The 16,001-nt window shown below is 61.3% G+C and carries 15 protein-coding genes; 14 read left to right on the top strand and 1 reads right to left on the bottom strand.

Annotation, left to right across the window (positions count from 1 at the left end):
• The first annotated feature begins 92 nt into the window (after window positions 1-92).
• Window positions 93-1,097: an MlaD family protein gene (locus ACYU70_RS12250; protein WP_342300090.1), complete on the top strand. Its 1,005-nt coding sequence runs from the start codon at window positions 93-95 to the stop codon at window positions 1,095-1,097.
• A 213-nt stretch (window positions 1,098-1,310) separates the two neighbouring features.
• Entirely contained in the window at window positions 1,311-2,939 is a 1,629-nt protein-coding gene (locus tag ACYU70_RS12245) for an acyl-CoA carboxylase subunit beta (protein ID WP_342300089.1), read from the top strand.
• A 520-nt stretch (window positions 2,940-3,459) separates the two neighbouring features.
• On the opposite strand, the gene ACYU70_RS12240 is transcribed toward ACYU70_RS12245, so the two are convergent.
• The gene (locus ACYU70_RS12240) at window positions 3,460-4,707 is read right to left on the bottom strand and encodes a hypothetical protein (protein ID WP_342300088.1); all 1,248 of its coding nucleotides are present in this window, start codon (window positions 4,705-4,707) and stop codon (window positions 3,460-3,462) included.
• A gap of 15 nt (window positions 4,708-4,722) precedes the next feature.
• Here ACYU70_RS12240 and ACYU70_RS12235 point away from each other — a divergent pair, with 15 nt between their 5' ends.
• From ACYU70_RS12235 to ACYU70_RS12180, 12 genes are all read left to right on the top strand, one after another.
• Window positions 4,723-5,037, top strand: coding sequence for an SHOCT domain-containing protein (locus ACYU70_RS12235; RefSeq protein ID WP_342300086.1), 315 nt, complete (start codon window positions 4,723-4,725; stop codon window positions 5,035-5,037).
• 148 nt (window positions 5,038-5,185) lie between these two features.
• On the top strand, window positions 5,186-6,043 hold the full coding sequence (locus tag ACYU70_RS12230; protein ID WP_342300085.1) for an ABC transporter ATP-binding protein: 858 nt from the start codon (window positions 5,186-5,188) through the stop codon (window positions 6,041-6,043).
• Window positions 6,027-6,803 carry a hypothetical protein gene (locus tag ACYU70_RS12225; RefSeq protein WP_342300083.1) on the top strand — a complete coding sequence of 259 codons (777 nt, stop codon included), beginning with the start codon at window positions 6,027-6,029 and terminating at the stop codon, window positions 6,801-6,803. Before ACYU70_RS12230 ends, ACYU70_RS12225 begins: the two co-directional genes overlap by 17 nt.
• Before the next feature lie 12 nt (window positions 6,804-6,815).
• The gene (locus tag ACYU70_RS12220) at window positions 6,816-7,205 is read left to right on the top strand and encodes a GntR family transcriptional regulator (RefSeq protein WP_342300082.1); all 390 of its coding nucleotides are present in this window, start codon (window positions 6,816-6,818) and stop codon (window positions 7,203-7,205) included.
• Window positions 7,205-7,924 carry a hypothetical protein gene (locus ACYU70_RS12215; protein ID WP_342300081.1) on the top strand — a complete coding sequence of 240 codons (720 nt, stop codon included), beginning with the start codon at window positions 7,205-7,207 and terminating at the stop codon, window positions 7,922-7,924. The genes ACYU70_RS12220 and ACYU70_RS12215 overlap by 1 nt, the downstream gene beginning before the upstream one ends.
• Before the next feature lie 13 nt (window positions 7,925-7,937).
• On the top strand, window positions 7,938-8,567 hold the full coding sequence (locus tag ACYU70_RS12210; protein WP_460615997.1) for a hypothetical protein: 630 nt from the start codon (window positions 7,938-7,940) through the stop codon (window positions 8,565-8,567).
• 154 nt (window positions 8,568-8,721) lie between these two features.
• Window positions 8,722-10,449, top strand: a complete 1,728-nt coding sequence (gene poxB / locus ACYU70_RS12205; protein ID WP_342299096.1) for a ubiquinone-dependent pyruvate dehydrogenase — start codon at window positions 8,722-8,724, stop codon at window positions 10,447-10,449.
• A gap of 115 nt (window positions 10,450-10,564) precedes the next feature.
• A complete protein-coding gene (locus tag ACYU70_RS12200) occupies window positions 10,565-11,512 on the top strand; it encodes a transglutaminase-like domain-containing protein (protein WP_460615996.1) in 948 nt (315 codons plus the stop codon).
• A 259-nt stretch (window positions 11,513-11,771) separates the two neighbouring features.
• Window positions 11,772-12,815: an aldo/keto reductase gene (locus tag ACYU70_RS12195; RefSeq protein ID WP_342299093.1), complete on the top strand. Its 1,044-nt coding sequence runs from the start codon at window positions 11,772-11,774 to the stop codon at window positions 12,813-12,815.
• Window positions 12,816-12,914: 99 nt separating this feature from the next.
• The gene (locus ACYU70_RS12190; protein WP_342299091.1) at window positions 12,915-13,907 is read left to right on the top strand and encodes an aldo/keto reductase; all 993 of its coding nucleotides are present in this window, start codon (window positions 12,915-12,917) and stop codon (window positions 13,905-13,907) included.
• A gap of 152 nt (window positions 13,908-14,059) precedes the next feature.
• The gene (locus ACYU70_RS12185; protein WP_342299088.1) at window positions 14,060-14,932 is read left to right on the top strand and encodes an alpha/beta hydrolase family protein; all 873 of its coding nucleotides are present in this window, start codon (window positions 14,060-14,062) and stop codon (window positions 14,930-14,932) included.
• Between the two features lie 20 nt (window positions 14,933-14,952).
• Entirely contained in the window at window positions 14,953-15,873 is a 921-nt protein-coding gene (locus ACYU70_RS12180; protein ID WP_342299086.1) for a helix-turn-helix domain-containing protein, read from the top strand.
• The last annotated feature ends 128 nt before the right edge of the window (window positions 15,874-16,001 follow it).

Here is a 16,001-nt window from a genome sequence, read left to right as displayed (position 1 = left end):
TGTGCTGCCGGGCGACCAGCAGTCGCATTTCTGCCGTAAATAACCGCAAGTCGCTTCCGCCTCCCTCTATTCTCATCCAACTATTACCCTCCGTGTCTAAAGAAATAAAAGTGGCGCTTCTCGCCATCGTCGCCATTGCCGCTCTCGTTATCGGCTATAATTTCCTGCGTGGCAGCAACGTGCTTTCCTCCGACCATACTTACTACGCCACCTATCCCCGGGTCGATGGCCTGAACGTGGGCGCGCTGGTGGCCCTCAATGGCATCAAAGTTGGCCAAGTAAAGAGCATGGAGCTCCAGCCCGAAAAGGGCAACTCCGTGCGCGTGGCGCTGGAATTGCAGAAGGATGTGGTGGTGGGCGACTCCACCACCGCCAGCCTGGGCGGCTCGCTTCTGGGCTCGAAGGCCATCACCCTGACTCTGGGCCGCAACTCGAAGAACTACACCGGCGGTGAAGAAATCCGCACCGTGACGCCGTCCGGCATTGCCGACGCCTTCCAAGCCAAGGCCCTGCCCGTGCTCGATACCGTGGGAGCCACGCTGGCCCACATCAACAGCTTCCTGAACAAGGACGCCCAGACCAACATCCAGGGCACGCTGCAAGGCGCGCGCGCCAGTACCGAGGCGTTGCAAAAGCTCATCGTGGCCAACCAAGCCAACGTCGCCCTCATCACCCGCAACCTGGCACAGATGAGCACCGCCCTGAACAAAACCACCGGCAAGCTCGATAAAATCGCGGTGAACTTCTCGCAGCTCTCTGATTCACTGAAAGCCGCGCCCGTAGGTCCCGCCCTGCGCCGCCTCAACTCGACCCTGGCCGATGCCCAGACTACCGTGAAAAGCCTCAACACGGCCCTCAGCGACCAGAAAGGCTCGATGGGCCGCCTGCTGCACGATTCTACGCTCTACAACAACCTGGCCGCCACTACGGCTAGCTCTAACGACCTGCTGGTTGATTTCAAAGCCAACCCCAAGCGCTACGTGCACTTCTCGGTATTTGGCGGCGGTAAGGACAAGAGCAAAGTAGAAACCAAGCAGCAGCCCGACGGCACCATCAAGACAGAAGTGAAAAAGGTGGAAACCTCGTCGCTGAAGTAGTGCGTTTGTCATCCTGAGCAGAGCGAAGGACCTTATCACCGAGCAACGATTTGCAGTAATTTCAATCGGCTGCGAACGTGATAAGGTCCTTCGCTCCGCTCAGGATGACATACTGGCACTCGGCCCAACATTCAAACCCGCCGTACCTTTGAAATCCGCCTCCGGGCGGATTTTTTTGTGCCCATCCCACCAAATTCCCACCGCGCTTTCCTGATGAACGTCGATTTCAACCGCAACGAAGACCAACTCAAGCAACTCAGCTTCAACCTCAGCCAGAAGTTTCAGAAAGTAGCCCTCGGCGGCGGCGAGAAGCGCATTGCCGCCCACAAAGCCAAGGGCAAGCTCACCGCCCGCGAGCGGATTGAATTCCTCCTGGATAAAGGCGCGGCCTTTGTTGAAATAGGCGCGTTTGCCGGCGATGGCATGTATAAGGAGGAAGGCGGCTGCCCCGGCGGCGGCGTAGTCGTGATAATCGGCTACGTGGCCGGGCGGCAGTGCGTGGTGGTGGCCAACGACGCCACCGTGAAGGCCGGTGCCTGGTTCCCCATCACCGCCAAAAAGAACCTGCGCGCCCAGGAAATCAGCATCGAAAACAAGCTGCCGATTATCTACCTCGTGGACTCCGCCGGCGTGTACCTGCCGATGCAGGACGAGATTTTTCCCGATAAGGAGCATTTCGGCCGCATTTTCCGCAACAACGCGGTGATGAGCAGCATGGGCATCGTGCAGATTTCGGCCATTATGGGCCCCTGCGTGGCCGGTGGGGCCTATCTGCCCATCATGAGCGATGAGGCCATGATTGTGAACGGCACCGGCTCGGTATTCCTGGCCGGCTCCTATCTGGTGAAATCCGCTATCGGTGAAACCATTGACAACGAGGCGCTGGGCGGAGCGAGCATGCACTCGGAAATCTCGGGCGTGACGGACTACAAGTTCGATACCGACGAGGAGTGCCTGACGCATATCCGCAACATCTTCGACAAGATGGGCGGGCAGGCCACGGCCGGTTTCAGCCGCGCCACCCCGGCCAAGCCGGCGCAGGATGAGCAGGAAATCTACGGACTGCTACCCTCTGACCGTGTGAAGCCTTACGACATGATGGACATCATCAACCGTTTGGTTGATAACTCCGAATTCGAGCCCTACAAGGACCTGTACGGCCAGACTCTCATCTGCGGGCTGGCGCGCATCGATGGCTGGGCCGTGGGCATCGTGGCTAACCAGCGCAAAATCGTAAAGAGCAAGAAAACCGGCATGCAGATGGGCGGCGTCATCTACTCCGACTCGGCCGATAAGGCGGCGCGCTTCATCATGAACTGCAACCAGAAGCGCATCCCACTGGTGTTTCTGCACGACGTGTCGGGCTTCATGGTGGGCAGCCAGAGCGAGCAGGGCGGCATCATCAAGGACGGGGCCAAGATGGTGAATGCCATGGCCAACTCGGTGGTGCCCAAGTTTACGGTCATCGTGGGCAACAGCTACGGGGCCGGCAACTACGCCATGTGCGGCAAGGCCTACGACCCGCGCCTCATCGTGGCCTGGCCCACGGCCCAACTCGCGGTAATGAGCGGCGCGGCCGCCGCCAACACCCTACTGCAAATCCAGGTGGCTTCCCTCAAAGCCAAAGGCGAAGTCATCACCCCCGAAGCCGAAAAAGAGCTGCTCGACCGCATCAAGGCCCGCTACGAGGAGCAATTATCGCCCTACTACGCCGCGGCCCGCCTCTGGGTCGATGCCGTGATTGACCCGCTGGAAACCCGCAAGGTGCTTTCGGAGGGCATTGCGGCGGCGAACCATGCGCCGATTGAGAAGGCGTATAACGTGGGGGTTATTCAGGTGTGAGGTTGAATGACTCCAATCTTCAAAAATGCGCTTTCGGTACGTGTCTCACTTGGGCATCTTACTATTGTCTTTTTGCTTGTGACAATGTCAGTGGGAATACTGATTTACGCAGTTTTCCCACTGACATTCTGGGTGTTTTTTGGAGAAGGGGAAATCGCATTAAAAACCTATCACATTCCAGCAGTGAACTTCGTGTATGAGTGCCGGCCATTGCTACTAGGCGTTGCATTTTGTTTCTTCAAATACATGCAAAAGCGCAGCAACAATATGCCAAAGGCAAAGTCTTACTTAATTGTCGGGGTTGCTCTGTTGCTGCTATATCCATTTAGACTCGCTCTTATAGGCTTCGTAATAGACATGTGCTTAAGCGTAACTAGATTGTAGTGGCTTCCTAGAACCCTCTACCTCCTAGCCAGTTGTGACGGCACGCCCCCCCCGAAGCCTTCACCCTGCCGCTCGACTTGCTGGCCTGCCGCGAGTTAGTTAATGCTGCCGAGAAAAGGCAGCATTAACTAAAACCTTAACCTATCTGCCCCGCCACCGTCTCAAAAAACGGCATCCCATACAGCGCGGCAAACTCCTGGATGTGGCTACGCAGCCGGGTTTCTTCGGCCGCATCGGTGCCGGCGGCGAAGTGCAGCTCGACCAGCCAGATGTGTACCTGGAAATAATCGAGCAGCCAGCTGTTGGTTTCCAGGTTGAAGAGCGAGTGCAGGTGTGGGGCGCGGGCGCTGATGAGCCCGGTGCGCAGCTCGGCCACGGCCTGGAAGGCACGCAGCAGCTGGTCGAATACGTTGGTTTCCAGCCAGGGCAGCTCGGGATACTCGCGGTTGGTGAGGGCCAGCCAGTCGAGTAGCGCCGGAAACTGGCCGGTAAGGAATAGCCCCTCGGCTATCAGAAAGTGGTAGCCGGCCGGGAATAGGTTGTAGAACGCCGGCAGCGGGGCCGGGGGCACCAGCGTGCGCGGAACCGTGACGGCTTCCTGGTGCAGGCGGGCCAGCAGGTCGGCCGGCACTACGTGGTCGGGCGCGTCGTACCAGGCCGATACTATCTCGGCAAAGGCCCGGCGGCCCCGGGGGAAGGCGTGCACTTCGGGCGGCACGGGCAGGGCCAGCAGCCGGGCCAGGCGCTTGCGCCAGGCGGGCTCGTCCTCGGCCAGGAATTCGGCCAGAAACAGGGCGGAATTCCCAAACAGCTGGGCTTCGGGCGTGTGCTTGTGTTGCAGGTAAGTAGCCAGCACTTCGCCAAACGCGCTGGTCAGGTGCGCCAAATCCACGAAGGATTCGACGAAGAATTCCTGGCCGGCCGGATGGGTGGCCAGCTGCAGGGCCAGCGGCGCGGCGGACCCGCCAGGCTGGGCTGGGCGCGTGATGCGCCCCAGAAAATAGCCCAGCAACAGGCGCTCAGGATACGCCAGCTGCTCCATAGCCAAAAGCTCCGGGATGTCGGTGGCCGTGCCTGCGCCTGGGGCGGTGGTTTCCTGCATTGCCAGCCCCGAAACCGATTGGCCAAAGGCGGCAAAGTCGGCGTGGCCGGCGTAGCGGGCCAGCGTGTCGAGGGTATGCAGGTGGTAGCCGCCTTCCTTGTCTACCAGGCCGAAGAACCGCCGCAGGGTGCTGGGGCTCAGGCGGCGGCCGCCGGTGGCGGCGTTCTGCCGCAGCTCCAGCTCGAGGGCATCGCAATGGCTGGGGTAGCGCAACGGCTGGCCGAAGCGGGTCGCAACGGCCTTGCGCAGGGCAAACTGGAGTGGTGGAGAAAGGCGTGGCACAGCAGTGAAGATAATATGAATTCAACCGAAAAGAAATTTTTGGACTTTGTACTTCGTAGAGAGAATTATGGATATTTGAAGTTCAGTCATATAGATATGATTAATAAGCAGAAGTATTGTGAACACGGCCATCTGGCCCTTGGCGGGACTTGTAGCCAGTGCGCCCAGCGTACCAAGCCGGCGACTGAGCAGGAGGCAAACCCTGCCGGGGCTCCTGCGCCCAACCGCACGCTGATGGAGTTGCGGGAGCTGAAAAGTCTGCTGCAAAAAGGACTCATCACAGAAGCAGAGTATGACGAGCGCCGCAATAATATTCTGGCCAACTTTTAGTTGAGCGACATTTTTTCAATAAAAAAAGCCTATTCCTTAACAGGAGTGGGCTTTTTTTATTGAGTCGAAAATAAAATTTGTTGGATTGAATTTTCGTGGTTTATGTTTGCAGTGTACTAGAACAATAATACACTAGGCAAGCGCGACAATGGTCCACATCCGCAACCTCCACTTTGGGTACTCCAAGAAGCGCCCGCTCTTCCAACACCTCGACCTGACGCTGGAGCGCGGGCACATTTACGGCCTGCTGGGCAAGAACGGGGCGGGTAAGTCCACGCTGCTCAAGAACATGGTGGGGCTGGCGTTCCCCGAGGGCGGTACCTGCGAGGTGCTGGGGCAGCCGGCGGCCAAGCGCCTGCCTGCCGTGCTGGCCGACCTGTTTTTCCTGCCCGAAGAAATTTACGTGCCGGCCGTGACGGCCGCGAAATTCGTGGAGCAGACGGCGGGCTTCTACCCAAAATTCGACCACGAGGCGCTGACGCACTACCTCGTCGAGTTTGAGGTGCCGGCCCAGGCGGTGCTTACGGCGCTGAGCTTCGGGCAGCAGAAGAAGTTCATGATTGCCTTTGCGCTGGCCGCCAACACCAGCCTGCTGGTGCTGGACGAGCCCACCAACGGCTTGGATATTCCGAGCAAGGCGCAGTTCCGCAAGCTCCTGGCCACGGCCTTCACGGAGGAGCGCTGCCTGATAATCTCGACCCATCAGGTGCGCGATTTGGAAAGCCTGATTGATACCGTGGTGGTGCTGCACGGCCAGCGCATCGTGCTCAATGCCGACCTGGGCGAGCTGGCCGAGCGGCTGACGTTTGCCACGGTGCCGGAGGCGGATGAAACGGCGCTTTACAGCGAAGGCTCAATCCGCGGGGCCTATGTCATTCGGCCCAACCACGGCGGCATGCCGGGCCGTGTCGATTTGGAATTGCTGTTTAATGCGCTGGTGGGCGAGGCTCCCGCGCTGATGTCTTACTTATCTCAAAAGCAACCTACTCATGAGCCAGTTCTTTAATCTGTCGCGCTTTGGGCGCTTGTTCAGCAAGCACACCACGGAGCATGCGGGCGGCTATCTGCTGGCCACGGGGGTGCTGCTGGGCGGCATTGGGCTGGTGCTGGGGTTCGTGGCCGTTTCGTCGAGCCAGCCGGTGAGTCCGGACATGCAGGGCGTCATTTTTGTGATGGGGCTGCTGGCGGCGGGCGCGATTTTTTCCAGCACTGTTTTCTCGTTTTATGGCAACCGGAAGCAGACCACGGCGGCGCTGATGCTGCCGGCCTCGCACTGGGAGAAGTATCTGGTGGGCTGGCTGTACTCGGTGCCGCTGTTCATCGCGGTGTACGTGGGGTGCTTCTACCTGATTGATGCGCTGGTGGTGAACCTGGAGGACTGGCACGGCCAAACGCCGAAAATGGTGCGGCTGTTCTCGAACGAGAGCAAGCTGTACTGGTCGCTGGTGGGCTACGCGGTGGTGAATGCGGTGTTTTTGTGGGGCAGCATTTTCTTTCAGAAGCAGCAGTTTGTCCGCACGGCGTTTGGCCTGCTGCTGGTCGGGGTGCTGGTGTCGCTGGCGAATATGCAGGTGGTGAAAGGGCTGGTGGGGCGTAAGCTGGACGGCGTGCTGCCCTTCGCGGGCATGGGCTTTCGGGACGGGCAGGAGTGGTATTCGGTGAACCTGGAGCCGACGCAGAACAGCTGGTTTCTGCTGGTGCCGGTGGGCGTGATGCTGCTGGCCTGGGCGGCGGCCTACCTACGCGTCACGGAGAAGCAGATTTAAGGGAAGAAAGTCATGGAATTTAAAGACAACGAGGCCATTTACCTGCAAATAGCCGGGTACGTGAGCGAGCTGATACTGCGCGGCAAGTGGCCGCCGGATAGCAAGATTCCGTCGGTGCGCGAGCTGGCCGGCGACTTGCAGGTGAACCCCAACACGGTGATGCGCACCTACGAGCTGCTGCAAAGCCAGGAGGTGCTGTACAACAAGCGCGGCATCGGCTTTTTCGTGGCCCCGGCCGCGGTGCAGCAGGTGCAGGCCGCCCGCCGCGAGCGGTTTCTGAGCCAGGAGCTGCCGGAGGTGTTCGGCACCATGCTGCTGCTGGGCATTGGGCTGCCCGAGGTGCAGCGCCGCTACGAGGAATTCAAAAGTGCCCAACCGCAACCTATCACCGTCCCTTCCTGATGAAAACCAGTAACAAGCTTTTCGTGGCCGCCGTGGCCCTGGTGCTCGGCTCCATGGCCACCTACGATGCCGCCCTGCTGGCCGAATACCGCACCGGCCACTACAAAGACCCGCTGCACAACTTCACCAAACAGGTCGGCACCGGCTTCGATGCCGTGGAAGTGCCGGCCGGGCTCTACTTCCGGGTGAAGATTGAAGCCGGCCCGGCGGGCGTGTGGGTAAACAAGGAGGCCACCGAATACGTGCGCCTCCGCCAGCACGGCCGCACGCTGGCCGTGACGCTTACTTCGCCGGAAGAGGTGCATTTCCTGGGTGGCCAGCCGCACGTCATTATTCACTGCCCGCAGCTGCAACAGCTGACCACGGACGCGGGCTACCTGGCGGTCACGCGCAAAGACTACCGAAACGACCCCAGCAGCGAGGTGCTGGTGCGCAATTTCAACCAGGACAGCCTGCGGGTGAACCAGCGCCGGGCGGGCACCGTGACGCTGGAGAGCAACAACCTGCGCCGGCTTCGGGCGGTGGCCGAAGCGCCGGCGGGCAGTACGGCCATCCTGGTAGTGGAGGGCACCAACAACATTCAGGCCGCTGATTTGGCCATCGAACACCAAAGCAAATTGGCCCTGAAAACGAGAATTCCGCAGCTGCGCTACCATTTTTCGGACAGCGCCACGGTCACCTTTGGTGGGGCGGCGGCGCAGGGGCTGGGCCTGAAATAATACGCCCGTCGCCATGACCCGCCAAGCCCTGAAACACTCGCTGCTGCTGCAGCTGGCCGTTATTTATACCCGCTACCTGGTGGGCGGCGCGTTCGTGTTTGCCAGTCTGATTAAAATCAAAGGGCACCGCTTCACGCAGATTTCGGACACGGCGGAGGCGCATAGCGTCGGCCATTTTTTCGAGATGATGTACCAGTCGGGGCTGTACTGGCAGTTTATTGGCTGGGCGCAGTGTGTGGCGGGGCTGCTGCTGCTCACGCAGCGCTACGCCCTGCTGGGGGCGCTGGCTTATGTGAGCATCATGGCCAATATCTTCGTCATCACCATTTCCTACGACTTTCGGGGCACGCCCGTCATCACCGGGCTGATGCTGCTGGCGGGCCTGCTGCTCCTGGCCTGGGACTGGAACCGCCTGCGCGTGGTGGTGAACCTGCCGGCCGTGCCTGAGGCTACTTCGGCGCTGTTTGAGAGCCGATTGTGGGAAGGGGTGGGGGCGGTGCTATTCGTCTTCACGGCCGGCTACCGGGCTTTCACAGATGGGTATAATATGCTGCTGTGGCTGGGCGTGTGCGGGCTGGTGGGGGCGGTGGGCCTGCTGGTGGTGTGGCGGCGGCACCGTAAAACGGCGCTGGCTGCGGCGTAGCGCGGACTTTGTCGTCCGCGTCCCCGCGCTGCCCCAATAATTGCCGTTCCGGGGCGCGGACGACAAAGTCCGCGCTATATGACAAAAAAGGCCCGGCCCGCACTGCCGGGCCTTTCGTTTTTGCGTAAAGCCAGCGACTCTAACGCAGAAAATTATGCCCAAGAAATCCGTAGCTGAAATCATTGTCGATACCCTCGTAGCCGCCGGCGTGAAGCGCGTGTTTGGCGTGGTAGGCGACTCCCTCAACGGCATCACCGACAACATCCGCACCCGCGACGACATCGAATTCATAGCCGTGCGGCACGAGGAGGGCGGGGCCTTCGCCGCCGGAGCCGAGGCCCACCTCACCGGCGACCTCGCCGTGTGCGCCGGCTCCTGCGGGCCGGGCAACACCCATCTCATCAACGGCCTGTATGACTGCCACCGCAGCCGCGTGCCGGTGCTGGCCATCGCGGCCCAGATTCCCAACGTGGAAATCGGCACCGGCTACTTCCAGGAAACCCACCCCGAGCGGCTGTTCCGCGAATGCAGCCACTACTGCGAGCTGATTTCGGTGCCCGAGCAGGCCGTGCGCACCATTGAGAGCGCCGTGGCCGCCGCCCTGGGCCAGCGCGGCGTGGCCGTGGTAGTGCTGCCCGGCGATGTAGCGTATCTCGAAATTGAAGCACCAGATGTCCTGCTGCCCACCCACGGCCGCCGTAGTGCCCTGCGCCCTTCGGACACTGATATTAAGCAAGCCGCCGAGCTGCTGAACGCGGGCGAAAAGGTGACGATTCTGGCCGGCATCGGCTGTGCCGGAGCTTTAGATGAGCTGGTGCACGCCGCTGCCGCGCTCCAAGCGCCCGTGGTGCACGCCCTGCGCGGCAAGGAGCATGTGGAGCCCGGTAACCCCTACGACGTGGGCCTCACTGGCCTGCTGGGCATGCCCGCCGCCTACCATGCCCTGATGGACGCCGACACCATCCTGATGCTGGGCACCGACTTTCCCTACCGCCAGTTTTACCCCGAGAAGGCCCGCGTGGTGCAGGTCGATATCCGCCCCGAAAACATCGGCCGGCGCACCCGCGTCGAAATTGGGCTGGCCGGCGACGTGGCCGAAACCCTGCGCCAGCTGCTGCCCCACCTCACGCCCCGCACCGACCGCGCCCACCTCGAAGAAGCCCAAAAACGCCACCGCGACGACGACGCCCACCTCGCCGAGCTGGCCACCGGCGACGCTGGCGATACCAGCCTGCACCCCCAGCACGTAGCCCGCCTGCTGGACGAAATAGCCGCCGAAAACGCCATTTTCACCTGCGACGTGGGCACGCCTACCATCTGGGCCGCCCGGTATCTGCACATGAATGGCCAGCGCCGGCTCATCGGCTCGTTCGTGCACGGCAGCATGGCCAACGCGGTTTCGCAGGCCTACGGCGCGGCGCTGGTGGAGCCCGGCCGGCAGGTCATCGCCATGTGCGGCGACGGCGGCCTGGCTATGCTGCTGAGCGAACTGCTGACCATCCGCCAGCACAAAATCCCCGTCAAAATCATCGTCTTCAATAACTCCGCCCTCAGCTTCGTGGAGCTGGAAATGAAGGCCGCCGGCATCCTCGAATACGGCACCGAGCTGGACAACCCCGATTTCGGGGCATTGGCCACTGCAGCCGGCCTCAAAGGCTTCCGCGTGAGCGACCCCGCCGACCTGGAAAGCGTGCTCCGCCAAGCCCTGGCCCACGACGGCCCCGCCCTGGTGGATGCCGTGGTGAAGCGCCAAGAGCTGAGCATGCCGCCCAGTATTGAGCTGAAGCAGGCGCAGGGGTTTGGGCTGTATGCGCTGAAGGCGCTGATGAATGGCAAGGGCAGCGAGCTGCTGGAAGTGGCGAAAACGAACCTGTTTCGGTAGGGTTTGCCTGACCGAAAAGAACGTCATGCAGAGCGCAGCGAAGCATCTTGCCCGCAGTCACTAACTTTTTTGATTGGATTACTGGTGGCGGGCAAGATGCTTCGCTACGCTCTGCATGACGTTCTATATCACTCCCGTGGCCGGCCATCGCAGCCCCTACGAAACCCAAAAGGCCCTTCCGCGTGTTAAATTCGGCCCCGCAACCCTAGCGGCGGCCGTTTCGCATCCAATGACCAACAAAGAAATCAAAGCCCTCATCTCGCTGCTCGACGACCCGGAAATCGCGCCGCAAATCCAGGATAAAATTCAGAACCTGGGCGAGAGCATCATTCCCTTTCTGGAGGAGTCGTGGGAGGAAACGCTTGACAGCCAGCAGCAGCACCGGCTGGAGGATTTGATTCACCACCTGCAGTTTGAGGGCCTGCAGCAGCGCCTCAAAGTGTGGCGCGAAGCCGGGGCCACCGACCTGCTCGAAGGCATGTGGCTGCTGAACACCTACCAGTATCCCGACGCCGACTACCAGGCCCTGAACCGTGCCATCGAGCAGCTCCGCTTCGAGGCCTGGACGGCATTGCGACCCGAAATGCACCCCGCCGACCAGGTCCAAACCCTGAATTACGTGATGTTCCGCACGCATAAGTTCGCGGCCAACACCCAGCATTTCCACTCGCCGGCCAACTCCATGCTCCAGCGCGTGATTGAAACCAAGCGCGGCAACCCGCTCACGCTGTGCGTGATTTATTTGCTGGTGGCGCAACGGCTCCAACTGCCGGTTTTCGGGGTGAATCTGCCCAATCTTTTTGTTCTGACTTTCCGGCCCGAGCTGCCGGGGGCCGAGCCGTTCTACATCAACTGCTACAACCGCGGCCTGGTGCTCTCGCGCACCGATATCGAGCACTACGTGGCCCAGCTCAACATCACGCCCAATCCCATTTTCTTCGAGCCTTGCTCGCACCTCGACATCGTGCGCCGCGCCATGCGGAATTTGCAAATGAGCTTCGAGCGCCTGCAGGAGCCGGTTAAGGCGGCCGAGGTGGCCGTGTTGCTGAGTATTCTGGAGTAGGGGCAGGAGCACCGTTAGAACGGTCATGCTGAGCGCCGCCGAAGCATCTCTACCGTGTAACTAATCAATTTTAGTATTGCGGTAGAGATGCTTCGGCTACGCTCAGCATGACCGTTCCGGCGTAAACAACGCCTGCGTTTTGTGTTGCAGAAACGGCGGTTTGTGTAGGTCCAGGCATGGCCTATCCCAAGACCTTTGTGGAGTGCTGCCTGTTCAGCAGCCGAAGTACCGTCGCTTCGGCCCTAACCCCCGTTTCCTGATGAAGCTCACCGATTTCCGCACCCTGGGCCGCTCCGGCTTGGTGGTAAGCCCGCTGGCGTTGGGCACCATGACGTTTGGCACCCCGCGCTGGGGCTCGGGCGATGACGTATCCGAGGCCGTTTTCAATGCCTACGTCGAGGCCGGCGGCAATTTTGTGGATACGGCCGACGTGTACTCGGGTGGTAAGAGCGAGGAAATGCTGGGTGGCTACATTGCCGGCCGCCGCCTGCGCGACCAAGTGGTACTGGCCACCAAATTCAGCTTCGGCGGGCAGGCCGGCAACCCTAACGTGGGCGGCAACGGCCGCAAAAACATTCACCGCGCGCTGGAAGGCTCGCTACGCCGCCTCAAAACCGACTACGCCGACCTCTACTGGCTGCACGCCTTTGACGGCGTAACGCCCGTGGAAGAGGTCCTGCAAACGCTAGGTGACCTCGTGCGGGCCGGCCGCATCCGCTACTTCGGCTTCAGCAACGTGCCGGCCTGGTACGCCGCCAAAGCCGCCACGTTGGCCGCCGCGCACGGCATCCCCGGCCCCATCGCCCTGCAAATGGAATACTCGCTGGTGGCCCGCCGCATCGAAGCCGAGCACGTGCCCGCCGCCCTAGAAATGGGCCTAGGCATCACGCCGTGGAGCCCGTTGGCGGCCGGTTTCCTGGCCGGCAAGTACGAGCGCGACGGTACCGGAGCCAGCGGCGAAGGCCGCCTCACCGGCCCCAATCCCTTCGGCAATATGAAATTCACCGACCACAACTGGCGCGTGCTAGATGCCCTGCGGCCGGTGGCGGCGGAGCTGGGCCGCCCGCTGGCGCAGGTGGCGCTGGCCTGGGCAATGGCGCAGCCCGGCATCAGTTCGCTGATTGTGGGGGCCAGCAAGGTGGCGCAGCTGCACGATAGTCTGGCTTCGCTCGAAATTCAGCTTAGCCCTGAGCAGCTGAAAACGTTGGACGATGCCAGCATTCTCGACCCGTTTCAGGACCGGATTTGGCCCGTGTTGAAGCAGGCCGTATTTGGCGGCGGCAGTGTGCGAGGCTGGCAGTAGCCGGGTTTTGTGTTGCAGAAATGGGGTTTTGTGTAGGCCCGCCGGGGTGTGTGGGCCGGACCTTTGAGATAACCAAACGCTATCAAAATCAACCGCAAAATGACAACTGAAATCAAACGAGTAGCCCTGGGCAGCCAGGGCTTGGAAGTGCCCGTGGAAGGCCTGGGCTGCATGGGCATGACGACTCTGGCCGGCATGAACGTGTATGGCGTGGCCGATGAAACGGAAAGCATTGCCACCATTCACCGGGCGCTGGAACTGGGCGTGAACCTGCTGGACACGGCCGACCTCTACGGCCCGCTGCTGAACGAGCGTCTGGTGGGCAAGGCCATTGCCGGCCAGCGTGATAAGTGCTTAATCGCGACCAAATTCGGCTTCGAAATCGATGATAACGAGGCGCTGACCTGGGGCTATAACGGCCGGCCCGACTACGTGCGCAAGGCCATCGAACGCTCGCTCCGGAGCCTCGGCACCGACTACGTGGACCTGTATTATCTGCACCGCCTCGACCCCAACACGCCCATCGAGGACACGGTGGGGGCCATGAGCCGGCTGGTGGAAGAAGGCAAAGTGCGCTACATCGGCCTGTCCGAGGTTTCGGCCGATATCCTGCGCCGGGCGCACCAGGTGCATCCCATCACGGCCCTGCAAACCGAATATTCGCTCTTCGACCGGGGCGTGGAAGACGACGGCGTGCTGCAAGCCACCCGCGAGATGGGCATCGGCTTCGTGGGCTATTCGCCGCTGGGCCGGGGCTTTTTGTCGGGCGAGATTACGAAGTTTGAAGACTTTGATGCTTCCGATATTCGGCGCAACCTGCCGCGCTACCAGGGCGAGAACTTCACCAAAAACCTGGCTCTGGTAGAGAAAGTAAAGGCCCTGGCCACGGCCAAAGGCGTTTCGGCCTCGCAGTTGGCGCTGGCCTGGGTGCTGGCCCAGGACGTGGTGGCCATTCCCGGCACCAAGCGCCGCAAGTACCTGGAAGAGAACGTAGCCGCCGCCAGCATTGCCCTTAGCGCGGCGGAATTGGCCGAGCTGGAAGCCATCATGCCCGTGGGCAGCGCCGCCGGTGCGGCCTATGTGCAGGCTTAAATATCATCATCAGAACGTCATGGTTCGGGTTGCGCTAGCTGCTTGAGCCATGACAATTTGAATCATCACAATTGATGCAGTTGAGGCCTCTGCTGCCACAATAGCCGCTAAGTTTGCCCGGTGGCAATTGCCCCCGCCAACCTTATCAAACTATGCCCGACTTCGTAGGCTGCCGCACCCTGGAAATTGCTGATGCTGCCCTGGGCCTGACTTTTCCGCTGCTCGTGCTGTACCCCACCGGCACGCCCGGCCAGCCCGAGCCCATCGGCCCCTACAGCCTCGAAGTGGCCTTTGATGCGCCCATCGAACCCGGCCCATTTCCGCTGGTGCTGATTTCGCACGGCACCGGCGGCACGCCGCTCACGCACCGGCTGCTGGCGCATTTTCTGGCCCGCCACGGCTTCGTAGTGGGCCTGCCCCGGCACCACGCCAACCACCGCGACGACAACTCCTGGCACAACACGCCCGATAACCTCGTGGCCCGCCCGCGCCATCTCAGCCTGGCCATTGATGCGCTGGTCGCGGAATTCGGAGCGGCGCTGCGGCCCGATTGGGTGGCCCTGATTGGACACTCGCTGGGCGGCTACACGGCGCTGGCGCTGGCCGGCGGGCAGCCGGGTACCGTGACTGAACCATCGCAGCTCATCCCCGCCACGTCCGATGCGCGGGTGCGCGCGCTGGTGCTGCTGGCCCCAGCCACCGTCTGGTACCGGGCGGCCGAGGCCTTGCGTGAGGTGCGGGTGCCCATCCTGCTGATGATGGGCGAAAAGGACGAATGGACGCCCGATTTCCACGCGCAAATCGTGCTCAACGGCGTGGCCGACCGGCAGCAGGTGCAGCACCGCATCATCAAAAATGCCGGCCATTATTCCTTCTTCAGCCCATTTCCACCGGAGCGCACGGGCCCAGCGTTTCCGCCCTCGCAAGACCCGCCTGGGTTTGATAGGGCACAATTTCAGACGGAAATGCAGGTTGAGATTCTGCAGTTTCTGGAGCAGCAATTGCCGCTTGAAGTTGCGGAGTAGCTCATTTATTAAACATCATAATGAAACAGCAGGCCCCCGATATCCGCGTGCTGGAAACCGTGACGGACTACACCCGCCTGTGCGGGCTACCCGCGCCGGCCCACCCGCTGCTCACCGTCATCGACCTGGAGCAGACTCGCGGCAACGCGCCGCCCGAAAAGATGATGCCAGTGCTCCAGCAGCTCTACACCGTCTGGGTCAAGAAAAATCTCAAAGGCAAAGTCCACTACGGGCACCAGTCCTACGACTTTGGCGAAGGTGTGATGGGTTTCCAGGCTCCCGGGCAGGTCTTTGCCATCGATAGAACGCTGGATATTTCCCAAATCAGCGGCTGGATGGTGGTGTTTCACCCCGACCTGCTGCGCAAGTACCCGCTGGGCCAGAAAATTGCCGGCTACGGCTTTTTCTCCTACGCCGTGCACGAGGCGCTGCACCTCTCGGCTCAGGAAGAAACGGCCCTGGATACGCTGCTGGATAACATTCGGGCTGAATACGGCCGGCCCATCGATGCCTTCAGCCAGGACGTGCTGGTGTCGCAGCTCGACGTGCTGCTCAACTATGCCAACCGCTTCTACCACCGCCAGTTTCTCACCCGCCGCAGTCCCGAACACGACCTGCTCAGCCGCTTCGAGGCCCAATTAACTCACTACTTCGCCGTCGATACCGAACTGCCGCTGCCCACCGTGCAGCATTTCGCCGATGCACTAAACGTGTCGCCCGCCTACCTCAGCGACATGCTGCGCACCCTCACCGGCCAGACCACCCAGCAGCACCTCCACCAAGCCATAATCGAAAAAGCCAAGCGCCTGCTACTCACCACCTCGCTCACTATCAACGAAACCGCGTTTCAGCTTGGGTTTGAGTACCCGCAGTATTTCACGCGGCTTTTCAAAAGTAAAACCGGACTCACGCCGGCGGCTTTTCGGTTTTCGGCGCAGTGAGGGGGGGACGAACGATGTAGGGGCGGGGCTTGACCCCGCCCGCCGTTGAACGGAATTGTTGAGGCAATGCGGCCGGCCGGGCGGGGGTAAGCCCCGCCCCTACATTTTATACCAGAAAGCCCCGATAC

The organism is Hymenobacter segetis, from assembly GCF_054776495.1.
The sequence above is the reverse complement of the archived record's forward strand: the minus strand, read 5'-3'. Positions and strand labels throughout refer to the sequence as shown.